General features: G+C 38.2%; 27 protein-coding genes, 7 tRNA genes and 2 pseudogenes. 9 read left to right on the top strand and 27 right to left on the bottom strand.

Translation table 11 applies throughout. The annotated features are described in order from the left end of the window. From atpG to obgE, 11 genes are all read right to left on the bottom strand, one after another. Positions 1 to 699: ATP synthase F1 subunit gamma (atpG, locus tag WBM70_RS06090; protein WP_424557613.1), on the bottom strand; the 699-nt coding region annotated here is incomplete at its 3' end. Between the two features lie 12 nt (positions 700 to 711). Next, a complete protein-coding gene (atpA, locus tag WBM70_RS06085; protein ID WP_424557612.1) occupies positions 712 to 2,226 on the bottom strand; it encodes a F0F1 ATP synthase subunit alpha in 1,515 nt (504 codons plus the stop codon). A 23-nt stretch (positions 2,227 to 2,249) separates the two neighbouring features. Continuing rightward, positions 2,250 to 2,774 carry a F0F1 ATP synthase subunit delta gene (locus tag WBM70_RS06080; protein ID WP_424557611.1) on the bottom strand — a complete coding sequence of 175 codons (525 nt, stop codon included), beginning with the start codon at positions 2,772 to 2,774 and terminating at the stop codon, positions 2,250 to 2,252. Continuing rightward, a complete protein-coding gene (locus tag WBM70_RS06075; protein ID WP_424557610.1) occupies positions 2,774 to 3,319 on the bottom strand; it encodes a F0F1 ATP synthase subunit B in 546 nt (181 codons plus the stop codon). Before WBM70_RS06075 ends, WBM70_RS06080 begins: the two co-directional genes overlap by 1 nt. 12 nt (positions 3,320 to 3,331) lie before the next feature. Next, a complete protein-coding gene (locus tag WBM70_RS06070; RefSeq protein ID WP_373028721.1) occupies positions 3,332 to 3,754 on the bottom strand; it encodes a F0F1 ATP synthase subunit B' in 423 nt (140 codons plus the stop codon). Positions 3,755 to 3,853: 99 nt separating this feature from the next. Continuing rightward, entirely contained in the window at positions 3,854 to 4,765 is a 912-nt protein-coding gene (locus WBM70_RS06065) for a ParB/RepB/Spo0J family partition protein (RefSeq protein ID WP_424557609.1), read from the bottom strand. Position 4,766: 1 nt separating this feature from the next. Continuing rightward, positions 4,767 to 5,552: a ParA family protein gene (locus WBM70_RS06060; RefSeq protein ID WP_424557608.1), complete on the bottom strand. Its 786-nt coding sequence runs from the start codon at positions 5,550 to 5,552 to the stop codon at positions 4,767 to 4,769. Next, entirely contained in the window at positions 5,549 to 6,262 is a 714-nt protein-coding gene (locus tag WBM70_RS06055; RefSeq protein ID WP_424557607.1) for a biotin--[acetyl-CoA-carboxylase] ligase, read from the bottom strand. Before WBM70_RS06055 ends, WBM70_RS06060 begins: the two co-directional genes overlap by 4 nt. Continuing rightward, on the bottom strand, positions 6,259 to 7,185 hold the full coding sequence (gene fmt / locus WBM70_RS06050; protein ID WP_424557606.1) for a methionyl-tRNA formyltransferase: 927 nt from the start codon (positions 7,183 to 7,185) through the stop codon (positions 6,259 to 6,261). The genes WBM70_RS06055 and fmt overlap by 4 nt, the downstream gene beginning before the upstream one ends. A gap of 29 nt (positions 7,186 to 7,214) precedes the next feature. After that, complete coding sequence (gene proB / locus WBM70_RS06045; RefSeq protein ID WP_424557605.1) at positions 7,215 to 7,976, bottom strand: glutamate 5-kinase; 762 nt, start codon at positions 7,974 to 7,976, stop codon at positions 7,215 to 7,217. A gap of 9 nt (positions 7,977 to 7,985) precedes the next feature. Then, on the bottom strand, positions 7,986 to 9,101 hold the full coding sequence (gene obgE, locus WBM70_RS06040; protein ID WP_424557604.1) for a GTPase ObgE: 1,116 nt from the start codon (positions 9,099 to 9,101) through the stop codon (positions 7,986 to 7,988). Between the two features lie 135 nt (positions 9,102 to 9,236). Between obgE and WBM70_RS06035 the strand changes: the two genes are divergently transcribed. Next, positions 9,237 to 9,545, top strand: a complete 309-nt coding sequence (locus tag WBM70_RS06035) for a hypothetical protein (protein ID WP_424557603.1) — start codon at positions 9,237 to 9,239, stop codon at positions 9,543 to 9,545. A gap of 51 nt (positions 9,546 to 9,596) precedes the next feature. Here WBM70_RS06035 and rpmA read toward each other — a convergent pair whose 3' ends face one another. From rpmA to ileS, 13 genes and pseudogenes are all read right to left on the bottom strand, one after another. Continuing rightward, entirely contained in the window at positions 9,597 to 9,851 is a 255-nt protein-coding gene (gene rpmA, locus WBM70_RS06030) for a 50S ribosomal protein L27 (RefSeq protein ID WP_424557602.1), read from the bottom strand. A gap of 9 nt (positions 9,852 to 9,860) precedes the next feature. Then, positions 9,861 to 10,166 (bottom strand): 50S ribosomal protein L21, encoded by a 306-nt coding sequence (gene rplU / locus WBM70_RS06025; RefSeq protein WP_424557601.1) that lies wholly within the window; start codon positions 10,164 to 10,166, stop codon positions 9,861 to 9,863. A 91-nt stretch (positions 10,167 to 10,257) separates the two neighbouring features. Continuing rightward, positions 10,258 to 10,656, bottom strand: a complete 399-nt coding sequence (locus WBM70_RS06020) for a RidA family protein (RefSeq protein WP_424557600.1) — start codon at positions 10,654 to 10,656, stop codon at positions 10,258 to 10,260. A gap of 22 nt (positions 10,657 to 10,678) precedes the next feature. Further along, positions 10,679 to 11,020, bottom strand: coding sequence for a hypothetical protein (locus WBM70_RS06015; RefSeq protein WP_424557599.1), 342 nt, complete (start codon positions 11,018 to 11,020; stop codon positions 10,679 to 10,681). A 47-nt stretch (positions 11,021 to 11,067) separates the two neighbouring features. Further along, complete coding sequence (locus WBM70_RS06010) at positions 11,068 to 11,742, bottom strand: HesA/MoeB/ThiF family protein (RefSeq protein WP_424557598.1); 675 nt, start codon at positions 11,740 to 11,742, stop codon at positions 11,068 to 11,070. 53 nt (positions 11,743 to 11,795) lie between these two features. Beyond that, complete coding sequence (locus WBM70_RS06005; protein WP_424557597.1) at positions 11,796 to 12,599, bottom strand: carbon-nitrogen hydrolase family protein; 804 nt, start codon at positions 12,597 to 12,599, stop codon at positions 11,796 to 11,798. Further along, positions 12,599 to 12,808: an exodeoxyribonuclease VII small subunit gene (gene xseB / locus WBM70_RS06000; protein ID WP_424557596.1), complete on the bottom strand. Its 210-nt coding sequence runs from the start codon at positions 12,806 to 12,808 to the stop codon at positions 12,599 to 12,601. The genes WBM70_RS06005 and xseB overlap by 1 nt, the downstream gene beginning before the upstream one ends. A gap of 81 nt (positions 12,809 to 12,889) precedes the next feature. Further along, positions 12,890 to 13,990 (bottom strand): annotated as a pseudogene (gene metX, locus WBM70_RS05995) (homoserine O-acetyltransferase MetX); the annotation flags it as partial. A 52-nt stretch (positions 13,991 to 14,042) separates the two neighbouring features. Beyond that, positions 14,043 to 15,305, bottom strand: a complete 1,263-nt coding sequence (locus WBM70_RS05990) for an O-acetylhomoserine aminocarboxypropyltransferase/cysteine synthase family protein (RefSeq protein WP_424557595.1) — start codon at positions 15,303 to 15,305, stop codon at positions 14,043 to 14,045. Between the two features lie 127 nt (positions 15,306 to 15,432). After that, a pseudogene (guaB, locus tag WBM70_RS05985) lies at positions 15,433 to 16,877 on the bottom strand (IMP dehydrogenase). A gap of 14 nt (positions 16,878 to 16,891) precedes the next feature. Further along, a complete protein-coding gene (gatA, locus tag WBM70_RS05980; RefSeq protein WP_424557594.1) occupies positions 16,892 to 18,235 on the bottom strand; it encodes an Asp-tRNA(Asn)/Glu-tRNA(Gln) amidotransferase subunit GatA in 1,344 nt (447 codons plus the stop codon). Beyond that, complete coding sequence (locus WBM70_RS05975) at positions 18,232 to 18,357, bottom strand: hypothetical protein (protein WP_424557593.1); 126 nt, start codon at positions 18,355 to 18,357, stop codon at positions 18,232 to 18,234. Before WBM70_RS05975 ends, gatA begins: the two co-directional genes overlap by 4 nt. Next, positions 18,357 to 21,110, bottom strand: a complete 2,754-nt coding sequence (gene ileS, locus WBM70_RS05970; protein ID WP_424557592.1) for an isoleucine--tRNA ligase — start codon at positions 21,108 to 21,110, stop codon at positions 18,357 to 18,359. Before ileS ends, WBM70_RS05975 begins: the two co-directional genes overlap by 1 nt. A gap of 81 nt (positions 21,111 to 21,191) precedes the next feature. On the opposite strand from ileS, the gene WBM70_RS05965 reads away from it, so the two are divergent. From WBM70_RS05965 to WBM70_RS05930, 8 genes are all read left to right on the top strand, one after another. Next, complete coding sequence (locus tag WBM70_RS05965) at positions 21,192 to 21,674, top strand: CinA family protein (RefSeq protein ID WP_424557591.1); 483 nt, start codon at positions 21,192 to 21,194, stop codon at positions 21,672 to 21,674. 87 nt (positions 21,675 to 21,761) lie between these two features. After that, positions 21,762 to 21,837, top strand: a tRNA-Lys gene (locus WBM70_RS05960). A gap of 15 nt (positions 21,838 to 21,852) precedes the next feature. Beyond that, positions 21,853 to 21,929, top strand: a tRNA-Asp gene (locus tag WBM70_RS05955). A gap of 10 nt (positions 21,930 to 21,939) precedes the next feature. Further along, a tRNA-Lys gene (locus tag WBM70_RS05950) sits at positions 21,940 to 22,015 on the top strand. A gap of 17 nt (positions 22,016 to 22,032) precedes the next feature. Beyond that, positions 22,033 to 22,108, top strand: a tRNA-Val gene (locus WBM70_RS05945). A 31-nt stretch (positions 22,109 to 22,139) separates the two neighbouring features. Continuing rightward, positions 22,140 to 22,215: transfer RNA gene (locus tag WBM70_RS05940), tRNA-Glu, on the top strand. 30 nt (positions 22,216 to 22,245) lie between these two features. After that, a tRNA-Val gene (locus WBM70_RS05935) sits at positions 22,246 to 22,321 on the top strand. Positions 22,322 to 22,377: 56 nt separating this feature from the next. Beyond that, positions 22,378 to 22,454 (top strand) — tRNA-Asp (locus WBM70_RS05930). A 292-nt stretch (positions 22,455 to 22,746) separates the two neighbouring features. Here the strand turns inward: WBM70_RS05930 and tpx are convergent. From tpx to WBM70_RS05915, 3 genes are all read right to left on the bottom strand, one after another. Further along, positions 22,747 to 23,307, bottom strand: a complete 561-nt coding sequence (tpx, locus tag WBM70_RS05925; RefSeq protein WP_424557590.1) for a thiol peroxidase — start codon at positions 23,305 to 23,307, stop codon at positions 22,747 to 22,749. Between the two features lie 172 nt (positions 23,308 to 23,479). After that, complete coding sequence (gene hisD / locus WBM70_RS05920; protein ID WP_424557589.1) at positions 23,480 to 24,772, bottom strand: histidinol dehydrogenase; 1,293 nt, start codon at positions 24,770 to 24,772, stop codon at positions 23,480 to 23,482. Beyond that, positions 24,769 to 25,641 (bottom strand): 1-aminocyclopropane-1-carboxylate deaminase/D-cysteine desulfhydrase, encoded by an 873-nt coding sequence (locus WBM70_RS05915; protein ID WP_424557588.1) that lies wholly within the window; start codon positions 25,639 to 25,641, stop codon positions 24,769 to 24,771. The genes hisD and WBM70_RS05915 overlap by 4 nt, the downstream gene beginning before the upstream one ends. Between the last annotated feature and the right edge of the window lie 12 nt (positions 25,642 to 25,653).

Below are 25,653 nucleotides of genomic sequence, written 5' to 3'. Positions count from 1 at the left end.
ATACTCAATATAACGCTTAACCAATGCATCAAGAAGTGTATCGTCATCATCTGGTTCTACTTCAAGTTCAGAAGTTGAAACCTTATCAAGAACTAACTTGGACGAATCCACTGGTAAAACCTGATCTTCCCTAATTTCCTGAGTGATCATATTTACATAACCATTATGGACCATAATGATCTTATCCGTATCACCATTCACATATGATTCAGCCACTTCAGAGATAAACTCTGCAGCTTGCTTAAAATCAGGTGCAGCAGAAAGTCCAATGATCTCATTATTTAATTCAATATTGTTGAATTTAAAATAATCGATACCTTTTCTACCTACTGCTCTAAGACGTACTTTCACATTCTGTGCTGCATACTCAGCAATCATCTTATTTGTTCTTTTGATAGTTTGTGCATTAAAACCACCACAAAGACCTTTGTCTGCTGTAATAAATATAATATCTACTTTTTCAGGATTTTGTACATCCTTAAAATAGACATTATCTATACCGTCTGCATTTGACTGCTGCATTTTTTGAGCGATCTCGTTTAAGAGTTCAGTCAATTTTGCTGCATAGACTTTAGATCTTTTAGCAAGTTCTTCTGTTCTTTTCAGTTTAGCAGAAGAGACAAGCTTCATGGCGTTAGTGGTTTTTTGTGTGTTTTTAACACTCCCTATCTTACGCTTTATCTCTTTTAAATTAGCCATTTTTAGCCTTTCTTATCCAGCAAATGAAGCTTTAAAATCTTCGATAGCTTTACGTAATTCTCCATCTGTATCATCAGAGATCTTCTTCTCGTTTCTAATAGCATCAAGAATGTTTGCATATTTTGCTTCCATAAATGGCATAAGGTCTGCTTCAAATTTTGTTACAGAAGATGCAGCGATATCATCAAGGAATCCATTTGCACCAGCAAAGATGATCACAACCTGCTTTTCAATCGCAACTGGTTGATAAGGTCCTTGTTTAAGTACCTCTACCATTCTTTGTCCACGCTCGAGCTGACCTCTTGTATAGTCATCAAGATCAGATGCAAACTGTGCAAATGCCTGAAGCTCTCTAAATGATGCAAGGTCAAGTCTCAATGTACCTGATACTTGTTTTGTTGCTTTAATTTGAGCAGCACCACCAACTCTAGATACTGAAAGTCCAACGTTGATCGCTGGTCTAATACCTGAGTTGAACAAGTCAGTTTCTAGGAAGATCTGACCATCAGTAATAGAGATAACGTTTGTCGGGATATATGCCGCAACATCACCTGCTTGTGTTTCAATGATAGGGAATGCAGTAATTGAACCAGCACCTAATTCATCAGAAAGCTTCGCAGCTCTTTCGAGAAGTCTTGAGTGTAGATAGAAAACATCACCTGGGTATGCTTCTCTACCTGGAGGTCTTCTAAGAATAAGTGACATCTCTCTATATGCAACAGCGTGCTTAGAAAGGTCATCATAGAAGATAACTGCATGTCTACCATTGTCTCTGAAGTACTCAGCCATAGTTACACCAGCATATGGAGCAAGGAACTGAAGTGCTGAAGAGTCAGCTGCACCAGCAGTTACAATGATCGTATAATCCATTGCCCCATGCTCTTCAAGTTTCTTCACAGTAGCAGCTACTGTCGATTGTTTTTGACCGATAGCAACATAGATACATACAACATCTTGACCTTTTTGGTTGATGATCGTATCGATAGCCAAAGTTGTTTTACCAGTTTGTCTATCACCAATGATAAGCTCTCTTTGTCCTCTACCAACCGGTACAAGTGCATCAATTGCTTTGATACCAGTTTGAAGTGGTTCATGAACAGATTTTCTAGCCATGATCCCTGGTGCTTTCTCTTCGATAAATCTATGCTCAGCTACTTCAACTGCACCTTTACCATCGATCGGCTCACCAAGTGGGTTCACTACTCTACCCATCATACCGTCACCAACTGGTGTTTTAAGAAGATCTCCTGCTCTTTTAACGCTCATACCTTCTTTGATACCTGCACTCGAACCAAGAACAACAACACCAACGTTTGCCTCTTCAAGGTTTAATACAAGTCCTCTAGCACCATTATCAAACTCTACAACTTCACCAGCCATAACATTGTTAAGACCATATACTGTTGAAATACCGTCTGCGATACCTACTACTTTTCCTACTTCATTGATGTCAACATCAATTTCAAAATTCTCAATTCTTTCTTTGATGATCGAACTTATCTCATCTGCTTGCAATTTAACTGCCACTGATACTCCTTTCTATTAGATAACTATAAAGATTTCTTAATGAAATCAATTAACTGTTCTTTAACTCTCTGCTTAGAGAAGTTTACCTCTATACCCAAATCATCCACTGAAACACGCAACCCTTCAAGGTCAGTTTTTTGTTGTGTCAATTTAATCGTTGAACCTGTATACTTTTTAAGTGTCTCTTCAAGATTAGCCAATACCGTTTCATCAAGTGATGATGCACTTTTCAATACACCTTCATACTCATTTGAAACTCTTTGCTGATCTGAATTGAGTACTTTTGTGATCGCAGGGATCAAGTCAAGTCTTTTGTTCTCACCTAAAACCTTAATAAAGTTTACAAGTATATTATCATCATCACTTACAGCAGACAAGATCATTGCTGTCTTTTGTTCACTTGAAATGATAGGAGAAATTAATGTAGACCTAATCTCAGGACTACTCGTTACTTCACTCAATACATTAAGTACTTCTAACATAGCTGGAAGGTCTTTAGATACAGAAGAAAGTGCCTGTGCATATCTTTTAGCGATTAACTCTTCCATTATGCTACCTTCTTAGAAATAATTTCAACAACTTTAGCTTCATCTATCATGATGTCTTCATTTGTGATATTGTCACTCAATATCTCATCGATAGCATCTCTTGCAGATTTTCTCTCTTCTAAAGACATTTTTTCTTCAAGTTGCTTATCTAAAAGCGCTAAATCATTTTCATTTCCAGTAGCGATTTTTTCAGCTAATATCACTGCTTCTGCTTTAGCATCTGCAATAATTTCTTCTGCTCTTTTTTCACTTTCATCTAAACGATTCTGTGCTTCTTTTTTCTCATCTTTTGCTGCTTGAAGTTTCTTTTCAATCTCATTCAATTGTCCTGCAATACCTTCAGTTCTACCTTTAAAAAAGTTTTTGATCGGGTTAGCAAGCAGATAATAAAGCAGTGAGGCAAAGATAATAAAGTTTACTGCTCTTGGCCAAAAGTCTGTCTCTCTACCAGTTTGTGCGAAATAACGGCTTGATTCAGCATCTCCACCACTTGCTAAAAGGATAGCAGGTACGATAAGCAAAGACAATAGTACTATTTTTTTCATATTCATCCCTTCCTATAGTTTGCTAAATTTAGCTTTTAGGCTCTCTTTGAAAAGAGGCATTTGAGAAAGAAGAGAGTTTTTGAGGTTCTCTTTGTCAGAGTTAAGCTTTTCTACAAACTTGTTATACTCAGTTTCTAATTCATTTTGTTTGGTCTCAATTTTACTTGCAGCCAATGTCTTTTGATCATCGATTGCTTTCTGTCTGATACCTGCAGCTTCATTTTTAGCATTGCTAATAATTTCATCTGCCTTTGCATTCAGTTCGTCGCTGTTACCACTAAGACCTTTTGCAGCTTCTAAATCTTTTGCTATGGAGTGATCTCTATCATCCATAAATTTCACCAATGGCTGAAATAGCATATTATTTAAAAGAACAAGTAGGGTTAGAAATAAAGCGAGTACGAACAACATCAATGGTAAATGTATGTCAAGCATTAAAACTCCTCATGTAATTTCGCAATATTTTACCATTTTTGTCATGAGGATTTGATTAAAATTATTAGTTATTTTAAATATAAGTGTGAATTGTAGATTTTATTTGAGGATACGTTTCAATAATGTATTTATCTTTGTATCATTCATGGTTTGGAACTGTTCTAAAAAGTCTTCTATCTCTTTTTCATTCTCAAAACTGACCTCTATACTTTTTGCTTTGACCATATGCTTGAAAGGTAATACTTCCTTGAAAACATCTTCATATTTTGCAAGTAGACTCGGTAAAACAGGTTTAGGTGGTGTTGGAGATACATTCTCTTTATACTTTTTCACCATATTTTCCGTATCACGCACAGATAGTTTTTGCCCGATCACACTGTCAATCACGATCTTCTGTTTCTTCTCATCAAGACCAACCAACACTTTGGCATGACCTTGGGATACTTTATCTTCTATAAGTTGTTCCTGTACATAAGAAGAGAGGCTTAAAAGACGCATCGTATTGGTAATTTGAGAACGACTTTTATGCACAACAGAAGAGAGCTCATCGTGTGTGATATCGTGTACATCAAGCAACTCTGCATAAGATTTTGCAAGCTCAATGGCGTTAAGGTTTTCTCTTTGAATGTTTTCAATGAGTGCAAGTTCACGAAGTTTTACTTCATCGATATCTACACTTGCTATTATCGCTTTTATATGTGTAATATTGGCAAGTTTATGTGCTCTAAGACGACGCTCACCTGCGATAAGAAGATATCCATCTTCTTTTTCTATCACAACAATAGGTTGAAGTAACCCATGTTCTAAGATAGAATCACTTAACTCTTTTAAGGCTGCTTCATCAAAATGTTTACGTGGTTGAAATGGGTTTGGAGAGATGCTTTCAACAGGCAGTTCCTCTATCTTGGCACCTTTTCCCTCAAGTTCAAAACCATCCGCATCACGAAGGTCTTTTTCATAAGCCTCTTCTACTTCCGTGAGAATTTCTCCCAGTCCTCTACCTAATGCCATCTTAACCTCTTGCTATCACTGTTGCCAGCTCTCTATATGCGATAGAACCTTTAGAATTTACAGCATAAGAGGTCACTGGCTTTCCAAAACTTGGACTCTCTGCTATTTTAACATTACGTGGTACAACAATACACTCTTTCCCTTTTTTCATGTGGAAAAGTTTGTCTTTAAAATGATGACTTAGATCTGCAAGCACCTGTTTTGAAAGATTATTCTGTCCAGAATACATCGTAGGTAAGAAACCTTTGATCTTGAGTTTCGGATTGATCGTTTTTTTTAAAAGGCTCACAGTATTGAGCAATTGTGCAAGACCTTCCAATGCAAAAAATTCACACTGGATAGGAATGATCACAGAATCTGATGCACTTAAAGCATTGATCGTAATAGGACCAAGTGCCGGAGGGGAATCGATAATAATAAAATCAAATTTCGAAGAAAGCTCTTTAATTTTCTCTTTAAGTACCAACTCTCTATTTTTTGCTTTAGGATTATAAAACTCTTTTTCTATACCAACCAAACCAATATTCGATGGTACAAGTTTAAGGTTCTTGATCTCTGTTTTCAGTATCACCTCAGAAAGTTTTTTACTCCCTATCAATACATGATAGATATTATACTCGTAATCGCCTCTACTAAAACCTAAACTAGTCGTAGCATTGGATTGTGGATCAATGTCTAAAAGAAGGACTTTTTTGCCTTTTTCGGCTAAAGAAGCTGCCAAATTTACAGCTGTTGTTGTTTTCCCTACACCACCCTTTTGGTTGGCTATACTAATTACTTCGCTCATCGTAAACTAAACACCCTCTTGCCTTCTATTATTAAAGAGCCATCCTCACATAAAATCGCATCTGATAGGCTCTTTTTATCATTTTCAATATGAACTGAAAACTTCCTGCTTAACTTAAATTCTACCTCATATTCACTAAAAACTTCCTTCCATTTTGGAAACTTTTCAAGTGCCAAAAGGTAGTTTTCCAGTAGTTTTTGAGGTGAAATATCGCACTGTAAGGCCCTGTAGCCATTTTGAGAATTTTTTAAATTTATGCCAATTCCACACACTAAAGTATCATTCACTTTATTTGTAATGGTCCCACCCACTTTATCATCATTAAAATAGAAATCATTAGGCCATTTTAACCAGATATTTTGTCCAAGTGATGCAAGTGTCTGCTTCATGAGATAAGAGAAGTAAATAGAAGCGGAACCCAGTGGCAAATCTTCAGGGAGCATGCCCAAATCCAAAGCTATGGAAGCAAAAAAATTTCCTTCCCCGCCAGACCATGAGTTATCCCGACTTCCCAGACCTGAACTCTGTTCATTGGTAATTACAGCTATTGGAGCATGAAGTTCATTTTCTTTTAACATTTCTAGCAAATATATCTGAGTTGATACTAACTCATCAAAATGACAAATATCAAACTTACCAATACGACTAGTCGTATGAGCCAACTGCTGAAGTTGACTTAGCGTCAGCGTAGTTTTTTGGACTTTGTTCAAAAGGCGTCACCAAATAATAAATCTCCAACTTTCATCCCCCTTCCTACACAATATGCTTTGGCTGACATCGCTTTTTTAGATGCAGGCTGTAGACTGTCTATTTTCAATGCACCTTTACTGCACCCAACCACTACACCACCTGCATCAAATGAAAGAATTTCCAAGACTCTGTTATGGGTGCTGGGATCTACCAGACTGAGTCCATCCAATTTTGTACCATTAGCAGTAAATATACCTGGCCAACCTTCAAATGCACGGTACTTATTATAGATTAAAGTTGCGTCTTCAAAATCTACTTCACCATCACTTTTTTTTATTTTTTTACAAAGTGTTGCCTGCTCTTCATTCTGTGTTTGCGCTGTAATATTGTCATAATTTCGAATGGTACTGAGTGTAAGTGTACATGCATCAGTGGTCAATTGTGCCATTAATGCATGAAGTCTCATAGTAGGAGGTATCACAAACTCGACTTTTTCAAGCATAGGACCTGTATCTAGCCCCTCTTCCATCAGCATCGAAGTCACACCCGTTTTTTCATCACCGCTAAGTAAAGATTGTTGTACAGGAGAGGCACCTCTATACTGAGGTAAAAGTGAAGCATGCAAGTTGATACAAGGAGCAATGTCCAATATACTCTTAGGTAATATCTGTCCAAATGCTGCGACTACTATAAAGTCAGGCTTCTCACTCCTGATAGCACCTTCAATACCCTCGTCACTTAAACGATTGGGTTGTAATACCTCAATACCATGCTCCAATGCCAATGCTTTCACTGGCGGTGCTGTCAAAACCTTCTTGCGTCCTACAGGACGGTCTGGTTGCGTTAACACCAAAGAAACGTCCATATCCTCAGCTTCTATCAGTGTATTGAGGATCTCTTTTGCGTAGTGAGGTGTTCCCATGTAGACTATTTTGTATTTCATTCTATTCTTCTCATTATAAATTAAACACCTTAGGCTTTAAAGAGTGTGCCGCCCTTATGTTCACCATCAACAAGAAACGCTTTTACATCACTCAGATCAAATCCACTTGCCAAAAACATCTCTCTATCTTGTTTCATTAAGAAATCTGCAGATTGAAGTTTGGTCACTATCCCGCCTGTAGCAAATTCATTATTAGGGGTATGTTCTGCATTGAGTTCACTCTCTTCTATGCTATTGACCACTGCTCTTCGTTTAGCATCGTTATATTTATTTGGATCTTTATCATAAAATGCATCTATATCTGAAAGAATGACTAACAGTGATGCATCAAAGTAGTGTGCCACATGTGCAGAGAGTCTGTCATTATCACCAAAAACCAATTCTTCAACACTCACCGTGTCATTTTCGTTGATAATAGGTACAACATTGTTTTTTAACAGTGTGTCTATAGCTACTTTAGCATGTGCAATATGTTCAGTTTCTTCAAAAACATCTGCACTTAAAAGTACTTGAGAACAAAGTAAATTAAATCTAGCAAACTTCTCTTGATACATTTTGAGAAGTAGTGGTTGACCTATAGCAGCAAGAGCCTGCTTATTTGCCACGACACTTCTGTCTAATGGTAATTGTGTATATCCTGCAGATACAGCACCGGAACTCACCAAAATCACATCATATTGATCTGTTTTAAGTTCAGCGATCAACTCTACCAATGCCAACATGCGTGGCTTGGCAATTGCTCCGTTCTCTGTTAAGACATGAGAACCTACTTTAATGACTATTCTTTTCATTAAACCTACTTACTCAGATTCATTTTCTTCTTCAACACTTTTTACAAAATCAGCAATGGCATAACGTAATGCTTCTGTATTTAAGTGTGCTACAGATGATATAGGCAGGACAAAAAGTGGTTTCTCTTGTGGCAATTTTACGCCAAAATCCCTCTTGAATCCATAACTGATATAGCTTTTATCTGCTTTATATTTATTCAATGTATCATTGGCTTCCAAGTCTATATCCGCCAAAAATATTTCTGTTAAAGTATTGACTTCATCTTGTGAAAGTGAATCGATCTTTGTAATTGCTACAGCATGCTTTCGTGTTGCTAGTGTTTCAGAATAACGATTTAATTCAACAAGCAATGTCTCATACTGGTATTTCATCTCTCTATAGTTGGCTGCATCTATCATCAAAAGTAATGTTTTGGTTCTTTCAATATGCTTTAGGAACTCAAGACCTAATCCTCGACCATCACTCGCCCCCTCTATAATACCAGGAATGTCTGCCATCATAAATGAGTCAAAGTCACCCACATGAACCACACCAAGCTTAGGTGTAAGTGTTGTAAACTCGTAATTAGCTACCTCTGGTCTTGCATTTGAAAGCGTAGAAATGAGTGTAGATTTTCCTACATTTGGATACCCTACCAAACCTACATCAGCGATGAGTTTCATTTCAAGTCTTACTTGTTTTGTAATTCCAGGAAGTCCAGGTTGTGCATACGTTGGTCTTTGATTACTCGAACTCTTAAAGTGCATATTTCCTAAACCGCCTTTACCGCCTTCAATGAAGAGAACAACCTCACCTTCGTTCACAAGATCAAGAAGTTCTTCTCCTGTCTCCACGTCTACTACAGTAGTACCTGGAGGTACAGTAATAATGGTATCATGACCTTTACGTCCATAACACTTACGTCCCTCACCAGGTCGACCATTTTCTGCTTTAATATGGTTTCGTCCGCGAAGTGATGAAAGTGTATCTGTGTTGTTATCTACTTTAAAGAATACAGAACCACCTTTACCTCCATCACCACCATCCGGACCGCCTTTGGAGACAAATTTTTCTGTCCAAAAAGAGATGGAACCCGCACCACCTTTACCTGAACTAATCATTAGTTCTACGCTATCTACAAACATTAATAACCTTTAATCTTATAAAAAAACTATGGTATATACCTATCGTATATACCTATAGTATATGAATTACGAAATTATACCTAAATTAGGGGAATAATCGCTATAATTTTTATATTTACTATAAAAGGTGTATAGATGTTTCAACGAAAAGCAATTTCATTATTATTGATTGGAAGTACATTATTCTATTTTGTAGGCTGTAGTCATGAAACTGAACCGGTAGTAAAAGATGGATATTATCATAGTGGTGTCTATTTTGGTAAAAACTTTCCTCAAACCTATAAGCAAGGGATCAGAGATGGGTGTATTACAGCCAAAGGTGTATACAAAAAATCACATAAGCTCTTTAATAATGATCAAAATTATAATGATGGTTGGTTCTTAGGTCGTAATAGATGTAAACATTTATTAGTGATAGAGGATGAAAAAAAAGAGGGGAATTAATCTAATAAGATTAGAAAAAATAAGTCCGAACTTGTCGGACTTAAATAGGGGTTATGCAGGTACTACTGAAACTTTCTTTTGAGATGCAGATTTGTTGTCAAATTTAACTACACCTTCTACAAGTGCAAATATTGTATGGTCTTTACCCATTCCAACACCATTACCTGGGTGAACTTTAGTTCCTCTTTGTCTAACGATAATGTTACCTGGGATAACTGCTTCACCGCCAAATTTTTTAACGCCTAAACGACGTCCAGCTGAATCACGGTTATTCTGAGTGGATCCTTGTCCTTTCTTGTGTGCCATCTGAGCTCCTTATGCTATTTTAGTAATTCTAACTCTTGTAAAGCTTCTTCTGAAACCTCTTTTAAGTTTTGAATCTTTTCTTCTTCTTTTTTTGTAGATGATAACTTTTTTATCTCTACCTTCATTGATCACTTCACCTTTAACTACAGCACCTTCTACGAAAGGAGCTCCTACAGTTAATTCACCGTTGTCTAACGCTAAAACTTCTTTAAATTCTACCGCTGCTTTTGGCTCAAGACTCATGTTGTCAAAACAGATGATATCACCCTCTTGAACTTTGAATTGTTGGCCACTTGCTTTAATGATTGCGTACATTGCAAACCCTTTATATCTATTGTTTTTTAAAAAGTTCGTGATTATACCCAAAGTTATTTTAATATTTTTTTAAACTATACATATTTACCCACTAATATGAATAATCTCCACCTATTCGGCCTTTTAGTGCTACACAGTCTATCTCTACAAGTGCATTCGCGGGTAGCGTCTTAACGGCTACAGTACTTCTCACCGGTCTGTGCGTACCAAAGTAAGAAGCATAGATATCATTCACTCTTGCAAAGTCATTCATGTCTGCTAAAAAGATCGTTGTCTTGAGCACTTCGTTCAGAGTCACTCCACCAGCATCCAATACAGCGGTCAAGTTCTTCATCACCTGATGCATCTGGCCAGCCACATCTGTTGCAGCAAATACACCCTCAGGTGTCAAACCGATCTGTCCTGAAGTATAGATCATTCCATTCGCTTCAACTGCCTGTGAATATGGTCCGATCGCCTGTGGAGCATTTTTTGTCGAGATAAATTTCATAGTTCCTATCCTTTAAATGTGATTATTTTGTATTTCTTTCATAAAATACATAAGAAGTTGAGTAGTCAGAAAATTCAAAATAGACTTTCACCTCACCTTCATCCTGTTTACCGTTAAAGTTTACATCATCATAACCATAACCATAACGGTATGGTCTCATCTTGCCGTCATTGCTTCCATATGCTGTGGAAAGTTTATCTATCTTTATAAACTTATGTACCAGTTTATCACCGGCATAGATATCAAGTACACCATTGGTACCTGTCCAATTTTGGATCGAACGACTAAGACTGTTCTGTGTCTCTTGTGTACAGCCGGCCAAAAAAAAGACCATTGCTGAGAAAAGTAATGTTTTTAATTTCATAGTAATCCTTTACTATATACCATATTTTAGCACTATTTGTTTTAGTTTTAAGCCTCTGGCATACCAAATTTTTGTGTGATCAACTCACCTACCTCATTAAAATAAAGATAATAGAGTTTATCTTTTGTCACAGGAAGCCCTGCCAGATATCGGATTGCCAAATTTGCCTGCAGAGATCCAATGTGCATCACGATCGGTGCAGCAATACCTCCAGGTTTATGATCGGAGATATTAAAGACTTGAAAGTTTGCTTTTTCAAAGAAACAAACCTGTCCATTGAATTCTTCCACACTTGCATAGATCCAAGGTGTGTTTGTCTCTTTGGCATACTTGTCTATCTCTCCTCTTACGGGAAGGTTATCTGTCGCATCAAGTATGAGGTCATACGTGTTCCCCATACCTTTGAAGGCATCAAAATCCATGTCAAAAGCAAATGCTTTCACAAAAGGATTTTTAGACTCTATCAGTGCAGCTACAGTTTTGGCCTTATTCTTCCCCTCATCCTCAAGTGTAAAAGCTATTTGTCGATGGATATTATGGTTCGAAACGGTATCAAAATCAACCATGTGTATCTCACCTATACCTGAAGTACCCAGAGCCATTGCTAAAGTACAGCCCAAACCACCAGAACCTATAATCGCGATCTTTTTATTTTGAAGAGCCTTTTGTGTAGACTCTCCCCACAACTGTATCTGTCTATTAAAATATTGTTCTGGTGTCATCTCAAATCCTTTTTATACATTCTCATAAAAATTTTGTCTTTGTCTAGAAAGCACTATTCAACTCTTAATTGCAACTCTTTTTCAAAAGCCCATACTTTACGATGTTCTAAAACTTCTTTTTTATCTATGACCTCAACTAACATGGACTCTTTATCTTCCAACATCATCTCTACTTCACCCTCTGGAGAAACCAACATTGTGTCACCATAGAACTTCCATTTAACCTCATTATCACTGTACTCACCTAAGCGATTTGCCCTAAGGACATAACATCCGTGTAGAAATGCTTTTGTTTTGATGATCTCTCTCCAACGGTTATGAGATCCGAATGTTGAAGCAGTAGGAAGAAGTACAAGGTCGATCTTTTTTTCAGTTGCCCTTTGCCAAAAATGATCAAAATGAAGTTCAAACCCAGCCATTACCATCACTTTAAACCCTTTTATATTGAACGTCATAGGATCTTTGAGTGGTCTGATAGGATTAGCAAAAAACTTTTTCTCATTCCAGTGCGTATAAGGGAGAAGTATCTGCTGTTCATAGTATCTGGTATTTTTAGATGTGATCTTTACAATAGTTTTATGATATCCATCTTTTTTGGTCACAATAATAGGTGCTACAAAAACAATATCATATTTTTCAGCAAGATTTCTAAGGAGTTCCGTATGTTTACGTGTCTGTTCTTTCACCATATTAGGGGACATAGTCGCAAACTCTTTAAAAAAATGGTTCAGTACATATTCACCAAGAAGTATCACATCTGCATGTCTTTGTTTAGCCTGTTTAAGATAAAACTCAAGCCTTGTTGCATTCATACCTAATGTTGGTAATTGGAGTGCTGCAACAACAAGCTGTGCCATTATGCATTATCTCCTGTATTTTGGTTCGCTTGTTCTATCACGGTGATTTTTGTTTTGGCCTCTTCAATCAGTGTTTGTGCTTCTTTGATATTTTTTAAGCCCTCTTCGTACAGCTTGACAGATTCTTCAAGTGTGATCTCCGGATTCATAAGTTTTTCAAGTAACTCTTTTGAGTGTTCCAATTTCTCTTCAAATGTTTCATTTTTCATTTTATACCTTTCTCATTAAAAATAAGCAAAGCTCATCTCCAATTCCTATCACTAAAACTTCATTTGTCAATTTAGGTAATTTCATTGCAATACATCCTTGATGTTCTCTTCAAATTTATCTAACTGAACTAAAAAAGCATCATGTCCATAATCACTCTCAACTTCTAGATATGTATATGACTGTCCATTACGTTCCATCATCTTGGCAATGTGCTCCATCTCAGAAGGGAAAAAGAGATAGTCAGATGAAAAGCTGATCAAATGCACATTGGCTTTGATACGTGAAATGGCATCGTGCAAGGAATCATATCCACGACTTAAATTAAAGGTATTAATTGCTTTAACAATATAAAGGTAAGAAAGTGGATCAAAAATACGTGAAAAGTTATTGGTATTGTACTCCATATATCTTTCTACCTCGTAACGTCCGAAAAGTTCAAAAAGTCCATCATTGTTGACATAGTTACGTCCAAATTTATCATCCATGGAGTCTGGTGCCAGGTAAGAGATATGTCCTGCAATACGCCCTATGGCTAAACCATCCAAACCTTCTTCTTCAAATGCACCTTTTTCATAGTTTCCATGCTTAAATCTAGGATCTCTACGTATGGCTTCAACAGCTACTTTATTAAATGCTATGGTCCAAGGTCTTGTTGCATAGGTTGCAGCTAGAGAGATGATATCATCTGCAAAATTTGGGTAATCTACGGCAAACTGTAGTGCCTGCATACCACCCATAGAACCGCCCACAATCGCTCGTACACGATAGATACCCAGATGAGAAAGAAGATGCATCTGGGCACGTACCATATCTTTGATAGTCACAACAGGGAACCTGAGTTTATAAGGTTCTTGACTTGGGTAGTTGTTGCTCATCGGTCCAGTCGTACCAAAACAAGAACCTATAACATTCGTACAGATAACAAAATATTTACTCGTATCAATAGCTTTACTATCCCCGATCAAACCATCCCACCAGCCAGCTTTTTGTTCACCTTCATAGGTACCCGCTGCATGATGAGAACCACTAAGTGCATGGCACACTAAAATAACATTTGATCTATCTTCGTTTAACTCTCCATATGTTTCATAGGCGATCTCATACGGTTCTAAGATACGCCCACTCTCTAGGTAGAGAGGAGAGCTAAACTGTGCTGTTTTAGTTGTGATTTCCATAGACTGCTTTTGTTGTTGGGTTAATTGTTTGTAATTTTACCCTATTTGCGCTTTATAACTATCCAAGTGCTTTCGTCAAGTCATCGATAAGGTCTTGTGTATCTTCAAGACCCACGCTCAATCTTACCAGTCCACCAGGAACACCTGCTTCTTCAAGCTCTTTAGCTGAGAGTTGTTGATGTGTTGTACTTGCTGGATGAGTGATGATAGACTTACTATCACCAATGTTCACAACCACTGCAAAGATATCTGTTGCATCAGCGATACTTTGAGCTAACTCTTTACTCTCCACTTCAAATGAGAGAAGACCGCTAGCCATCCCTTCTTTAAAATACTTTTGAATAAGTGGATTTTGTGCACTTGACTTTAGTCCAGGGTAATTTACCCTTTTTACCTTTGGGTGTGCTTCTAGAAATTCTGCAATAGCAAGTGCAGAAGCTGAATGCTGTTTCATACGAAGTGGAAGAGTCTCAAGACCTTGTATATGCAACCATGAGTTAAATGGACTTGGTGCTCCGCCAAGGTCACGTAAAAGTGCAAGACGTACTCTCAGTGTGAAGAGTGGAAGTGGAACATCAGAATACACAAGTCCATGATAACTTGCATCAGGTGTATTAAAATGCTCATAACGTGCATTACCTTTGATCTTCTCTACCAAGTTCTCACGCTCAACGATGATACCACCAAGTGCTAGCCCTTGCCCTGTAGTGTATTTACTGGTACTATGTACACTTAAGTCCACACCATATGCTAATGGTTTACAAAGTATCGGCGTTGCTACAGTATTGTCTACACAAGTAATAACATTATGTTTATCTGCTATTTCTACAATCGCTCCGATGTCTGCGACATCTATACTAGGGTTCGTAATGCTCTCAAAAATGATGATCTTGGTTTTATCATCAATAAGTGATTCAAGTTCACTTGGGTTACGAACATCAAAGTAGCGCGTCTCTATACCAAAACGTTTAATGGTATGTCCAGTCAATGTTGTTGTTCCACCATAAACTTGTTTAGCAACAACTACATTGTCTCCAGCTTCAGCCACATTTGCAATGGCATAAAAAATAGCCGCCATTCCAGAAGCAGTTCCTATGGCAGCAACTCCACCTTCAAGTGCTGCAAAACGTTTTTCAAACACATCTGTAGTCGGGTTCATCAATCTTGAATAGATATTTCCAAGCTCTTTAAGTGCAAAAAGGTTCGCTGCATGTTCTGTGTCTCTAAACTCATATGCTGTACTCATATAGATGGGTACTGCCATAGTCCCTTGTGCATCTTTCTCATATCCCGCATGGACCGCTAGTGTTTGTTCGTGCATTACAATTCCTTATTTAATAATATAGGTAAATTATAGCTTGTGAATACTTGGAATGAAGTTTAAAAAAGGAAAATGAGGTTCTGTGTTCACACGAATATGCGTGTAACACAGAAAAGTAACTATTTGCTTATGAAGAATAGTTTGGAGACTCTTTTGTGATCGTCACATCATGCACATGACTCTCTCTGAGTCCTGCAGAAGTGATCTCAACAAATTCTGCTTTTTCCCAGAATGCTTTTATCGACTCTGAACCACAGTAACCCATAGATGAACGAAGTCCACCTACCATTTGGTGAACAACATCTGAGATACGCCCTCTGTATGGCACACGCCCTTCAATACCTTCTGGTACAAGTTTATCTGCCGCTGTTCCTTCCTGGAAGTAACGGTCTGTACTTCCTTTGGTCATCGCACCGATACTTCCCATACCCCTATACTCTTTAAACTGTCTTCCATTAAAGAGTATCATATCACCAGGAGCTTCATAGGTACCCGCTAATGCTGAACCTAACATCACCGAACTTGCACCTACAGCTAAAGCTTTAGCAACATCACCAGAGTATTTGATACCACCATCAGCCACTACAGGGACACCCGCTCTGTTTGCCACTTCCGCTACTTCATCGATAGCCGAGATCTGAGGCACACCAACCCCTGCAACGATACGTGTTGTACAGATGGACCCTGGTCCGATACCTACTTTTACTGCATCCGCACCCGCATCTATAAGATCCTGAGCTGCTGCTGCTGAAGCGATGTTTCCTGCGATCACATCTACATCAAGTGTTTTTTAATGAGCTTCAGTGTATCGATGATACCTTGGGAATGACCATGTGCAGAATCCAATACAATAACATCAACACCCGCTTCTACCAATGCAGTAGCACGATCAAGTTGACCTACACCTATAGCTGCACCTACTCTTAAACGACCATGCTCATCTTTGTTTGCATTAGGAAACTTCTCTTTTTTCTCGATATCTTTGATAGTCACAAGACCTTGAAGTACATCATCTTCATCTACGATAGGTAGTTTTTCTATCTTATGTTTCTGAAGTACTTTTGCTGCTTCATCCAAAGTGATACCTACTTTTGCGGTCACTAATGGTGCTTTTGTCATCACATCTGAGATATTTAAACTCATATCAGTAATGAAACGCATATCACGGTTTGTGATAATACCAACAAGTTTCATCTCCTCATCTACAACAGGGACACCAGAAATTTTATATTCTCTCATCAAAGCATCTGCATCTGCAACTTTTTTATCCGGTCCTATGAAAATAGGATCAATGATAATACCACTCTCAGACTTCTTCACTTTTGTGATCTGCTTTGCCTGTGTCTCAATATCCATATTTTTATGAATGATCCCAATACCACCCAAGTGTGCCATTGCGATCGCTGCTTTATACTCAGTTACTGTATCCATAGCAGCAGATACGATAGGTGTGTTCAATGATACACGTTTGGTAAGTTGACTTTTGATACTTACTTCTTTAGGAAGTACAATCGAATGTTGCGGTACTAATAATACGTCTTCAAATGTTAATGCTCTTTTCTTTATTCTCATGTTATTTCCTTCGTTTATTTTGTGTAGTTTACAGCTTTTTCCATGCTTGCAGCACCGTCAAAAAGCGTTTTTTCGTTAAATGCTTTGGCGATGAGTTGTAGACCTACTGGCATACCTTCATCATTTTTAGCAACAGGCAGTGAAATCGCAGGAAGTCCTGCAAGATTGATCGCAATGGTATACATATCACTCTTATACATTTCAAGTGGATCATGAATACTTCCTATGATCGGAGCGACAGATGGTGCAACAGGTGAAAGGATAAGATCAGCCTCTTCAAAAATAGCGTTAAATTCATCTCTGATAAGGTGTCTTACTTTTTGTGCTTTCACATAATATGCATCATAATACCCAGAAGAAAGTACAAAGTTACCAAGCAAAATACGTCTTTTTACCTCTTCACCAAATCCTTCAGATCTCGTATGATAAAAAAGTTCTTCTGTATTTTTAGACTCAGCTCTTGTTCCATAACGAACACCATCAAAACGTGCAAGATTCGTTGCCGCTTCTGCTGTGGCTAAAATATAATAGGTTGCGATATCATATTTTGTGTTTTGCATATTTTTATGTACGATCGTATGTCCTGCTTCTTCCAATGCTTTGACTGTCTGTGCATAAGCTTTTTGTGTATCTTCGTCTGCTTCAGAGATATAATTATCTATCACTGCGATAGTCAGTTTTACATCAGTATTAATATTGTTGGCGATATCTTCTATCTCAAAATCTGCCGAAGTAGAATCTCTATCATCATGTCCTTTGATCGCATCATACAAAATAGCCGCATCTTCAACATTCTGCGCGATAGGACCTATCTGATCAAGAGAAGAAGCATAAGATGCTAAACCAAAACGGCTTACTCTTCCATAAGTAGGTTTCATTCCTACTACACCACAGTATGCAGCAGGCTGACGAATGGATCCACCCGTGTCAGAACCCAATGCAGCAATGGCAATACCTCCGGCAACCGCAGCAGCAGAACCACCCGAAGATCCACCAGGTACTCTGTCTGTACCATGTGGGTTTTTAGTAGGGCCATAACAAGAACTCTCAGTCGTTGAGCCCATTGCGAACTCATCCATATTGGCTCTACCAAATGCCATCATCCCTTTCGATTTAAGGTTGGTGATCGCTGTAGCTTCATAAGGAGCGATATATCCTTGAAGGATCTTGGAACCAGAAGTGACTGTCCAGTCCTTTACTTGAATATTATCTTTGATAAGGATAGGTACTCCCTCACCTGAAGATTCAAAACCTACATAAGCATTAAGTCCAGACTCTTTTGCTTTTGTTTCAAGTGCAGTTCTTAGCTCCGCTAATTCCGCATTTGATTTTGTAAGCGCTTCTTTTAGTGTTATCACAACTTGCTTCCTTTTCTCTTATAATATTCCACTACTGCCAATCCTACACCCACCAATCCAAATATAAAAACGATCGAACCGATGATCACTTCCATCTGTATAGGCTGAGTCATATCAAACATTAGGCAACTACCTTAGAACATCTCTCACAGGCACACTCTTCACTCTCACTTGTAAATCTCCAACATCTTGGACATTTTGAAGCACTTGCTTTATGCACTGTAAATGTCTTACCTTCAACTTCAAAAGAAGCTACCTGTTCACTCTCACTACTTGATCTCATAGCCGAAACTACAAACCAGTCTTCAAGATCTTTACTATCATTAATGGCAAATGTACTCATATCACCTGCGATCTCCACTTCAAGTGTAGACTTCATCAGTTTCTCTTTTTTGAGTTTGTCCACTGCTTCAGAGAACTTTTCACGTGCTGTAATAAGAATAACATCATCAAAACTTGCTTCTACCTTAGGTACTTCTACATACACAAGGTCAAATACGCTTTCCATATCACCTTTGAACAGTGCCGGTGCATATTCAAGTATCTCATCTACAGTGTAAGTCAATACAGGCGCTACAAGTCCCAACATCGCTTTAGAGATGTGTGCCATTGCAGACTGTGTTGCTCTTCTAACCGGATCATTTTTATCTTCACAGTAAAGTCTGTCTTTTGTGATATCCATATAAATACCTGAAAGCTCATTGGTGATGAAGTAGTTAAGCGTTGCAAATCCTCTAAGGAAGTCATACGCATCAAAAGAACTTTTCACTGATGCAAACACTTCAGCTGCCTTAGTGAGTATCCATCTATCCAACTCACCATAAGCGTTATTCTCAACATACGCTTCAAGATCATCAACGTTTGCAAGTAAAAATCTAAATGTATTTCTGATCTTTCTATACTGTTCCGCCGTTTGCTTCAAGATACCATCAGAGATCTTCAAGTCTGACTGATAATCAGAAAGTGCAACCCACAACCTGAGTATCTCAGAACCATACTCTTTGATGACTTTGTCTGGAGCAACCACGTTACCTTTAGACTTAGACATCTTCTCACCCTTCTCATCCACAGTAAATCCATGAGTGATCAGTGTTTTATAGGGCGAAACCTCATTTACTGCTGCTGAAAGAAGCAATGAAGACTGGAACCAGCCTCTATGCTGGTCACTACCTTCAATGTAAAGAGATGCAGGGTATTCACCCGCATCATAATTACCACTTTTGATCACTGAGTTCCAAGTCGAACCAGAGTCAAACCATACATCCAGGATATCATCGATCTTCTCCAAGTCATCAGCATTGTAACCTGAACCTGCAGGAAGAAGATCCTCAATACTCATAGAGTACCAAGCATCTGCACCTTGCGCATCAAATAGAGAGGCGACATGCTCTAACACATTTTCATCAAAGATCACTTCTTTCGTACTTTTGTTTCTAAAGAACGCGATAGGCACACCCCAAGAACGCTGCCGAGAAATACACCAGTCTGGTCTGCCCTCTATCATCGGTTTGAGGCGGTTTTTAGATGTCTTAGGATAAAAATCCACACCTTCGATAGCATTGAGTGCTGTATCTCTCAACGTATCTTTCGCACCTTCAGCTTTATCATCTATAGAAATGAACCATTGGTTCGTCGCTCTATAGATCAATGGCTTTTTCGTTCTCCAGCAGTGTGGATATGAGTGAACAAATTTACTCTCATTCAACAACGCATCACCCAAGATTTCCAAAATAGGCTCATTGGCTTTAAAGATATGCATCCCAATAAACTTATCTGGATCAGGAAGAAGGTTTAAACCTTTTACACTCTCATCATAACATCCACGTTCATCTACAGGCATAACAACTTCAAGACCATATTTGAGCCCTACTTTATAGTCATCCTCACCATGTCCAGGAGCAGTATGTACACATCCAGTACCACCATCCATCAATACGTGCTCACCAAGGATCACTTTAGATGGACGACCATTTACCGGATTGATCGCTAAAAGGTTTTCCATTTCAGTTGCTGCTATCTTTCTACTTGCATGTCCAGAAACGACACCCTCTTCTATCATCGCATCATAACGTGCATCTGCTACGATATGACCATCATCTGTCAAGACATACATCTCTTCAGGATTTAGAGAGATACCTGTATTGGCAGGAAGTGTCCAAGGTGTGGTCGTCCAGATCACTAAACCTGCTTTACCCTCTACCCCTATCTTCTCTTTGGCTGCATCACTCAGTTCAAAATGTACATAGATAGAGTAGTCTTCTTTGTCTTCATACTCTACTTCTGCATCTGCAAGTGCAGTTCTTGCAGCCCATGACCAGAAGATAGGTTTATGTCTCTCTACCAAAAGACCTTTTTGTGCCACTTCACAAAGTGTTCTATAGATGTTTGCTTCAAATTTAAAGTCCATAGTCACATAAGGGTTCTCCCAATCTGCGATCACACCTAAAGCTTTAAATCCATCTCTTTGGATATCTACAAATTTTGCTGCATGTGCACGACAAAGTTCTCTGAACTTCTCTGTAGGCATCGCTTCTTTTTTGCTTTTACCAAGTTTCTCTTCAACTTTCTGCTCGATCGGTAAACCATGACAATCCCAACCCGGAGTCATTCGAACCGCTTTACCCTGAAAATAGTTATATTTTAAGATGATATCTTTCAGTACTTTATTCAGTGCATGTCCTATATGAATATCACCATTAGCATAAGGAGGCCCATCATGAAGCGTAAACATTTCTGCACCTTCACGTTTTGTTTTCATTTGCTCATAAATGTTGGCATCAAACCATGTATTATACTTTTTAGGTTCATTATTTGGAAGATTTCCACGCATCGGGAAGTCTGTTTTGGGAAGGAGGAGTGTGTCTTTAAAATCCATAGTTGATAATACCTTAGTCTTATATTATCCCGTGATTGTATCGAAAAGACCATTAGAAGCTACTTTTGGTACAATTATCTTATGAAAAATATACAAAATACAGTAGAAAAAATCATTCAAAAGTTGACAAAAAAGCAGAAAACAATCTCTTTTGCTGAAAGTTGTACCGGTGGTCGTATCGCTGCAGCATTTACAGCTATTTCTGGTGCTTCAGATGTGTTGCATGGATCATGTGTCACTTACTCAAATGATATCAAACATCTCTGGTTAGGTGTCACGAATGAAGTACTTGAAAACCATGGGGCCGTCAGTGAGCCTTGTGTCTCCCAAATGTTGGACGGTATACAAGAACTAGCAGGTTCTGACTATGCTATCGCTGTTTCAGGGATAGCCGGACCTACTGGTGGCACGGAATTTAAACCTGTAGGAACCGTATATGTAGGCATACAAACACCATTTGCTCAACAGGTATTTCACTGCAACTTCAGTGGCCCCAGAGAAGCAGTGCAAGAGCAATCTACAGTGTTTGCTATCGAGAAATTGGCTGAAGTGTTGGAAATTTAAAATTTTTCCCATAATTCTCTTGACAATCAAAGGTTTCTGAGCTATAATTCCGTCCACTTATTTAAGTAATGAGTGCAAAAAATGTGTGACCTTTTAGCTCAGTTGGTAGAGCAACTCCCTTTTAAGGAGTGGGCCCATGGTTCGAATCCATGAAGGGTCACCACTATTATTTATATGCGCGGTGGTAGTTCAGTTGGTTAGAATACCTGCCTGTCACGCAGGGGGTCGCGAGTTCGAGTCTCGTCCACCGCGCCAGTATATGTGTGACCTTTTAGCTCAGTTGGTAGAGCAACTCCCTTTTAAGGAGTGGGCCCATGGTTCGAATCCATGAAGGGTCACCACTATATATACAAAGTTTGGTCGCTTAGCTCAGTTGGTAGAGCGCTACCCTTACAAGGTAGATGTCACAAGTTCGAGTCTTGTAGCGACCACCATTTTAACAATTTTATGTTTACGGTTCTTGATGACCCTTTCATCTAGTGGCCAAGGATATTACGTTTTCAACGTAAAAACAGAGGTTCAAATCCTTTAGGGGTCGCCAATCTTGTCCAAAAATAAACATTAAAACTATGGTCGCTTAGCTCAGTTGGTAGAGCGCTACCCTTACAAGGTAGATGTCACAAGTTCGAGTCTTGTAGCGACCACCATGTACATTAAGATAATTTGTGTACAATTCTTTTCAACCATTCAGTTGGTCTTAGGTGCGGTGGTAGTTCAGTTGGTTAGAATACCTGCCTGTCACGCAGGGGGTCGCGAGTTCGAGTCTCGTCCACCGCGCCATTTTTTTCTTCAAATAATCATTTTTTAATCTCTTAATTTAACAAAAACAACAGCATATTCGATATACATATTTAAGTCTTCAAAAGTTCAACAACAAACGGAAAATATTTATGGACGACAGTTATTTGCATTTTTTTTGTTTATGCAGGGACGGTGCTTTTGGGTTCATTTTTATCTATGCGTGGAACGTGCTCTTTTGTTACAATAACAAAGAAGAAAAGGAATGAAAAAAAGTTAAGAATAATAATGAAGTAAGCATTCCCACAAAACCTGTGGGAACTAAAACGATAATTTAATAAGACAAACGATTTACAGCTCTTATCACTTCGTTATAGTTAGGTTCCTGATGGATCTCTTTAACCACTTCCTTATAGGCTACCTTACCATTGGTATCAACTACATATACGACTCGTGAGAAAAAGCCTTCTAGAAATACCGGTGAAGAGATCGTTGCCCCATATCTGAGAACATTATTAGCATCTTTATAGTCAGACAAAGTAATGACATTCTTGATCTTATTATCTGCACAAAACTTCCCTATGGCAAAAGGTAGATCTTTAGAAATAACTGTTACAACGACATTTTTCATTTCAGATACTTTGTTATTAAATGCTATGGTTTCAAGTTTGCATGTACTACTGTCAAATGAAGGAAGAAATGCGATCACTTGGACCTTATCTTTTTTTCCACCCACTTTAACTTCAGTAAAATCCTTACTTACTGCAGTAAATTCAGGTGCCTCCTGGCCTACTTTTATACCTTTACTATTAAGTGTGACTTCTTCACCTTTAAATGTGACTGTTGTCGCCCATACCACTGAACTTAGTAATATCAATGTGAATATTTTTTTCATGTAAATCCTTTATATGATTATAACATATAAGTGAGTATAACTTCAATACGTAGGCAGTCTAAACAAAGTTTGGTAATAGATAGTTGACATTTGTTATTATGAGTGAATGAGTAGTCTATAGTGTAGTATATGTTCCCAAACAATGTTTGGGAACATACATATAAAGGGGAAATTAATCTCTAAGTCTGATACGTACAGATTCCTCATGTGCTGTCAAACCTTCAGTATTTGCTATCATCGCACAAGCACCACCTATCTCCTGCATTCCCTCTTTACTCATAGAGATAATAGAAGACTTTTTCAAGAAGTGTTCCACACTAAGTGGAGAATAGAATTTTGCTGTTCCTCCTGTAGGAAGTGTGTGGTTAGGGCCTGCTACATAATCACCAATAGGTTCTGGTGTATTTTCGCCTAAGAAGATAGCCCCGGCATGTTTGATACTGTCAAGCAAGGACATAGGATCTTTTGTCATCACTTCCAAGTGTTCAGGAGCTATCTCATTCATAAGATCTATAGCTTCATCCATATCTTGAGTTACGATGATTGCACCTCTCTCCTCTATAGATTTTCTAGATATCTCTTCACGCGACAGTGTTCCAAGGAACTCTTCTACTTTATCACTCACTCTGTTGGCTAACTCTCCATCGGTGGTAATAAGTATAGAACTTGCCATTTCATCATGTTCTGCCTGGGAAAGAAGGTCAATAGCGATGTAATCTTCTCTTGCTGTTTCATCTGCAAGTATCCCTATCTCTGATGGTCCTGCTATCATATCAATGTTGACTTCACCATAGACTAACTTTTTAGCCGTTGCTACAAAGATATTTCCTGGTCCGGTGATCACATCCACTTTTGGAATAGTCTCAGTCCCATATGCCATAGCACCGATCGCAGAAGCACCACCTACTTTGAAGACTTGTGTAACCTTACAAAGGTGACATGCTGCAAGAAGCAATTCATTGATCTCATCATCAGGTGTGGGAGTACACACAACGATCTCTTCCACACCTGCAACTTGTGCAGGGATCACATTCATAAGCAATGAACTTGGATACGCAGCTTTTCCACCAGGAATATAAAGCCCTGCTCTATCTACAGCAGTCACTTTTTGTCCTAATATAGTTCCATTGGCTTCTTTATCCATCCATGTTTTTGGCATCAGTTTTTGATGATAGATTTCAATACGGTCATAAGAAAGATGTAGAGCATCCCGAAGTTCTGGGTCTAGAGCATTATAGGCTTTTTCCATGTCTTCTGTAGAAACCAATAAAGCATCATCGCTTTCCGGTTCCCATCTGTCAAATTTTGCTATCTGACTTTTAACCGCACTGTTACCTTCAGTTTGAATCTCTTTAAGTAACCCAGATACAATGCTTGTTACACCCTCTATATCCATCTTACCACGCTGAAGTAATTCATCAAAATTTGCTTCAAATGTATCGTCACTACTGTAAAATATTTTCACAATATATCCTTATATTTTCGTTTATATCTTGGGAGCATACTCTCATTGCCTAACACACCCCCTTGATGGATGTACAATATAGGTTTAGAATAAACCTCAGGATGTGCAAGTAACACCCGCCATCCAAGTGGGTCATAAAGGAGGTCAAACTCCACTCCCGTTTGTTGTTGTAATTTTAGCCAAATTTTGTAGTTTTCTTTATAAAGTTTTCCAAAATGATGTTTTTTCTCTAAACTCAATATCACAGGATGAAGACTTTCATCCTCTTCTAACATCAAAAACTGCTTTTTCAAATAACTTTCATCACCTACACATGATGTCGTATATACAGTGGCTGAAGGAAGATATTTCTGTAAAAAAAGTGCTGTTGTACCGGTACCGGAAGGCAAAAAAACATTTAACCCTTTGATGGTATTTTCTCTTTTCCACCGAAGTATCTCTTCAGCCAATACTTTCACACCATATTCAGCTTCCTTTTGTCGTCCACCCTCTTCTATAAAAAGCACTTCTTTAGGATAGTCATAAGGTTCTACCCTTTTCTCTTCAATAATCTTCATCCCATTCTCTATGGCAGCCTTATAATTACCATGAGGATGTTCTTTCAGATAATCAGCAATATGATCAACAACATACTCAAATTTCCACCCTTTTATCTTCGCCAGAACTGAGAGAGAATACATCGCATTGGATTGTGCAGAACCATAAGAAATAAGTTTATGAATATCTGGAAAATCATTTTGGAGGAAATAGTGAAGTTTGCGTGCTTTATTACCTGAGAAATCATGATCTATCAGATCATCCCGTTTCAGATAAAAATGTTGATCTTCAAAAGTGATAGATTGAATGGGAGAGGGGAGGTTTAAATTCATGGCTATACATTC

The organism is Sulfurovum sp., from assembly GCF_049668085.1.
Classification (GTDB): Bacteria; Campylobacterota; Campylobacteria; order Campylobacterales; family Sulfurovaceae; genus Sulfurovum.
This window is presented reverse-complemented; position numbering and strand designations above follow the sequence as displayed.

Bases quoted from the DNA above. Each gene is read 5' to 3' on its own strand.
- WBM70_RS06080 (WP_424557611.1), bottom strand. From the start codon at position 2,774: ATGGAAGAGTTAATCGCTAAAAGATATGCACAGGCACTTTCTTCTGTA.
- WBM70_RS06075 (WP_424557610.1), bottom strand. From the start codon at position 3,319: ATGAAAAAAATAGTACTATTGTCTTTGCTTATCGTACCTGCTATCCTT.
- WBM70_RS06070 (WP_373028721.1), bottom strand. From the start codon at position 3,754: ATGCTTGACATACATTTACCATTGATGTTGTTCGTACTCGCTTTATTT.
- WBM70_RS06065 (WP_424557609.1), bottom strand. From the start codon at position 4,765: ATGGCATTAGGTAGAGGACTGGGAGAAATTCTCACGGAAGTAGAAGAG.
- WBM70_RS06060 (WP_424557608.1), bottom strand. From the start codon at position 5,552: ATGAGCGAAGTAATTAGTATAGCCAACCAAAAGGGTGGTGTAGGGAAA.
- fmt (WP_424557606.1), bottom strand. From the start codon at position 7,185: ATGAAATACAAAATAGTCTACATGGGAACACCTCACTACGCAAAAGAG.
- proB (WP_424557605.1), bottom strand. From the start codon at position 7,976: ATGAAAAGAATAGTCATTAAAGTAGGTTCTCATGTCTTAACAGAGAAC.
- obgE (WP_424557604.1), bottom strand. From the start codon at position 9,101: ATGTTTGTAGATAGCGTAGAACTAATGATTAGTTCAGGTAAAGGTGGT.
- WBM70_RS06035 (WP_424557603.1), top strand. From the start codon at position 9,237: ATGTTTCAACGAAAAGCAATTTCATTATTATTGATTGGAAGTACATTA.
- rpmA (WP_424557602.1), bottom strand. From the start codon at position 9,851: ATGGCACACAAGAAAGGACAAGGATCCACTCAGAATAACCGTGATTCA.
- rplU (WP_424557601.1), bottom strand. From the start codon at position 10,166: ATGTACGCAATCATTAAAGCAAGTGGCCAACAATTCAAAGTTCAAGAG.
- WBM70_RS06020 (WP_424557600.1), bottom strand. From the start codon at position 10,656: ATGAAATTTATCTCGACAAAAAATGCTCCACAGGCGATCGGACCATAT.
- WBM70_RS06015 (WP_424557599.1), bottom strand. From the start codon at position 11,020: ATGAAATTAAAAACATTACTTTTCTCAGCAATGGTCTTTTTTTTGGCC.
- WBM70_RS06010 (WP_424557598.1), bottom strand. From the start codon at position 11,742: ATGACACCAGAACAATATTTTAATAGACAGATACAGTTGTGGGGAGAG.
- WBM70_RS06005 (WP_424557597.1), bottom strand. From the start codon at position 12,599: ATGGCACAGCTTGTTGTTGCAGCACTCCAATTACCAACATTAGGTATG.
- xseB (WP_424557596.1), bottom strand. From the start codon at position 12,808: ATGAAAAATGAAACATTTGAAGAGAAATTGGAACACTCAAAAGAGTTA.
- WBM70_RS05990 (WP_424557595.1), bottom strand. From the start codon at position 15,305: ATGCACGAACAAACACTAGCGGTCCATGCGGGATATGAGAAAGATGCA.
- WBM70_RS05975 (WP_424557593.1), bottom strand. From the start codon at position 18,357: ATGTTTGATATGACTCAGCCTATACAGATGGAAGTGATCATCGGTTCG.
- ileS (WP_424557592.1), bottom strand. From the start codon at position 21,110: ATGGATTTTAAAGACACACTCCTCCTTCCCAAAACAGACTTCCCGATG.
- WBM70_RS05965 (WP_424557591.1), top strand. From the start codon at position 21,192: ATGAAAAATATACAAAATACAGTAGAAAAAATCATTCAAAAGTTGACA.
- tpx (WP_424557590.1), bottom strand. From the start codon at position 23,307: ATGAAAAAAATATTCACATTGATATTACTAAGTTCAGTGGTATGGGCG.
- WBM70_RS05915 (WP_424557588.1), bottom strand. From the start codon at position 25,641: ATGAATTTAAACCTCCCCTCTCCCATTCAATCTATCACTTTTGAAGAT.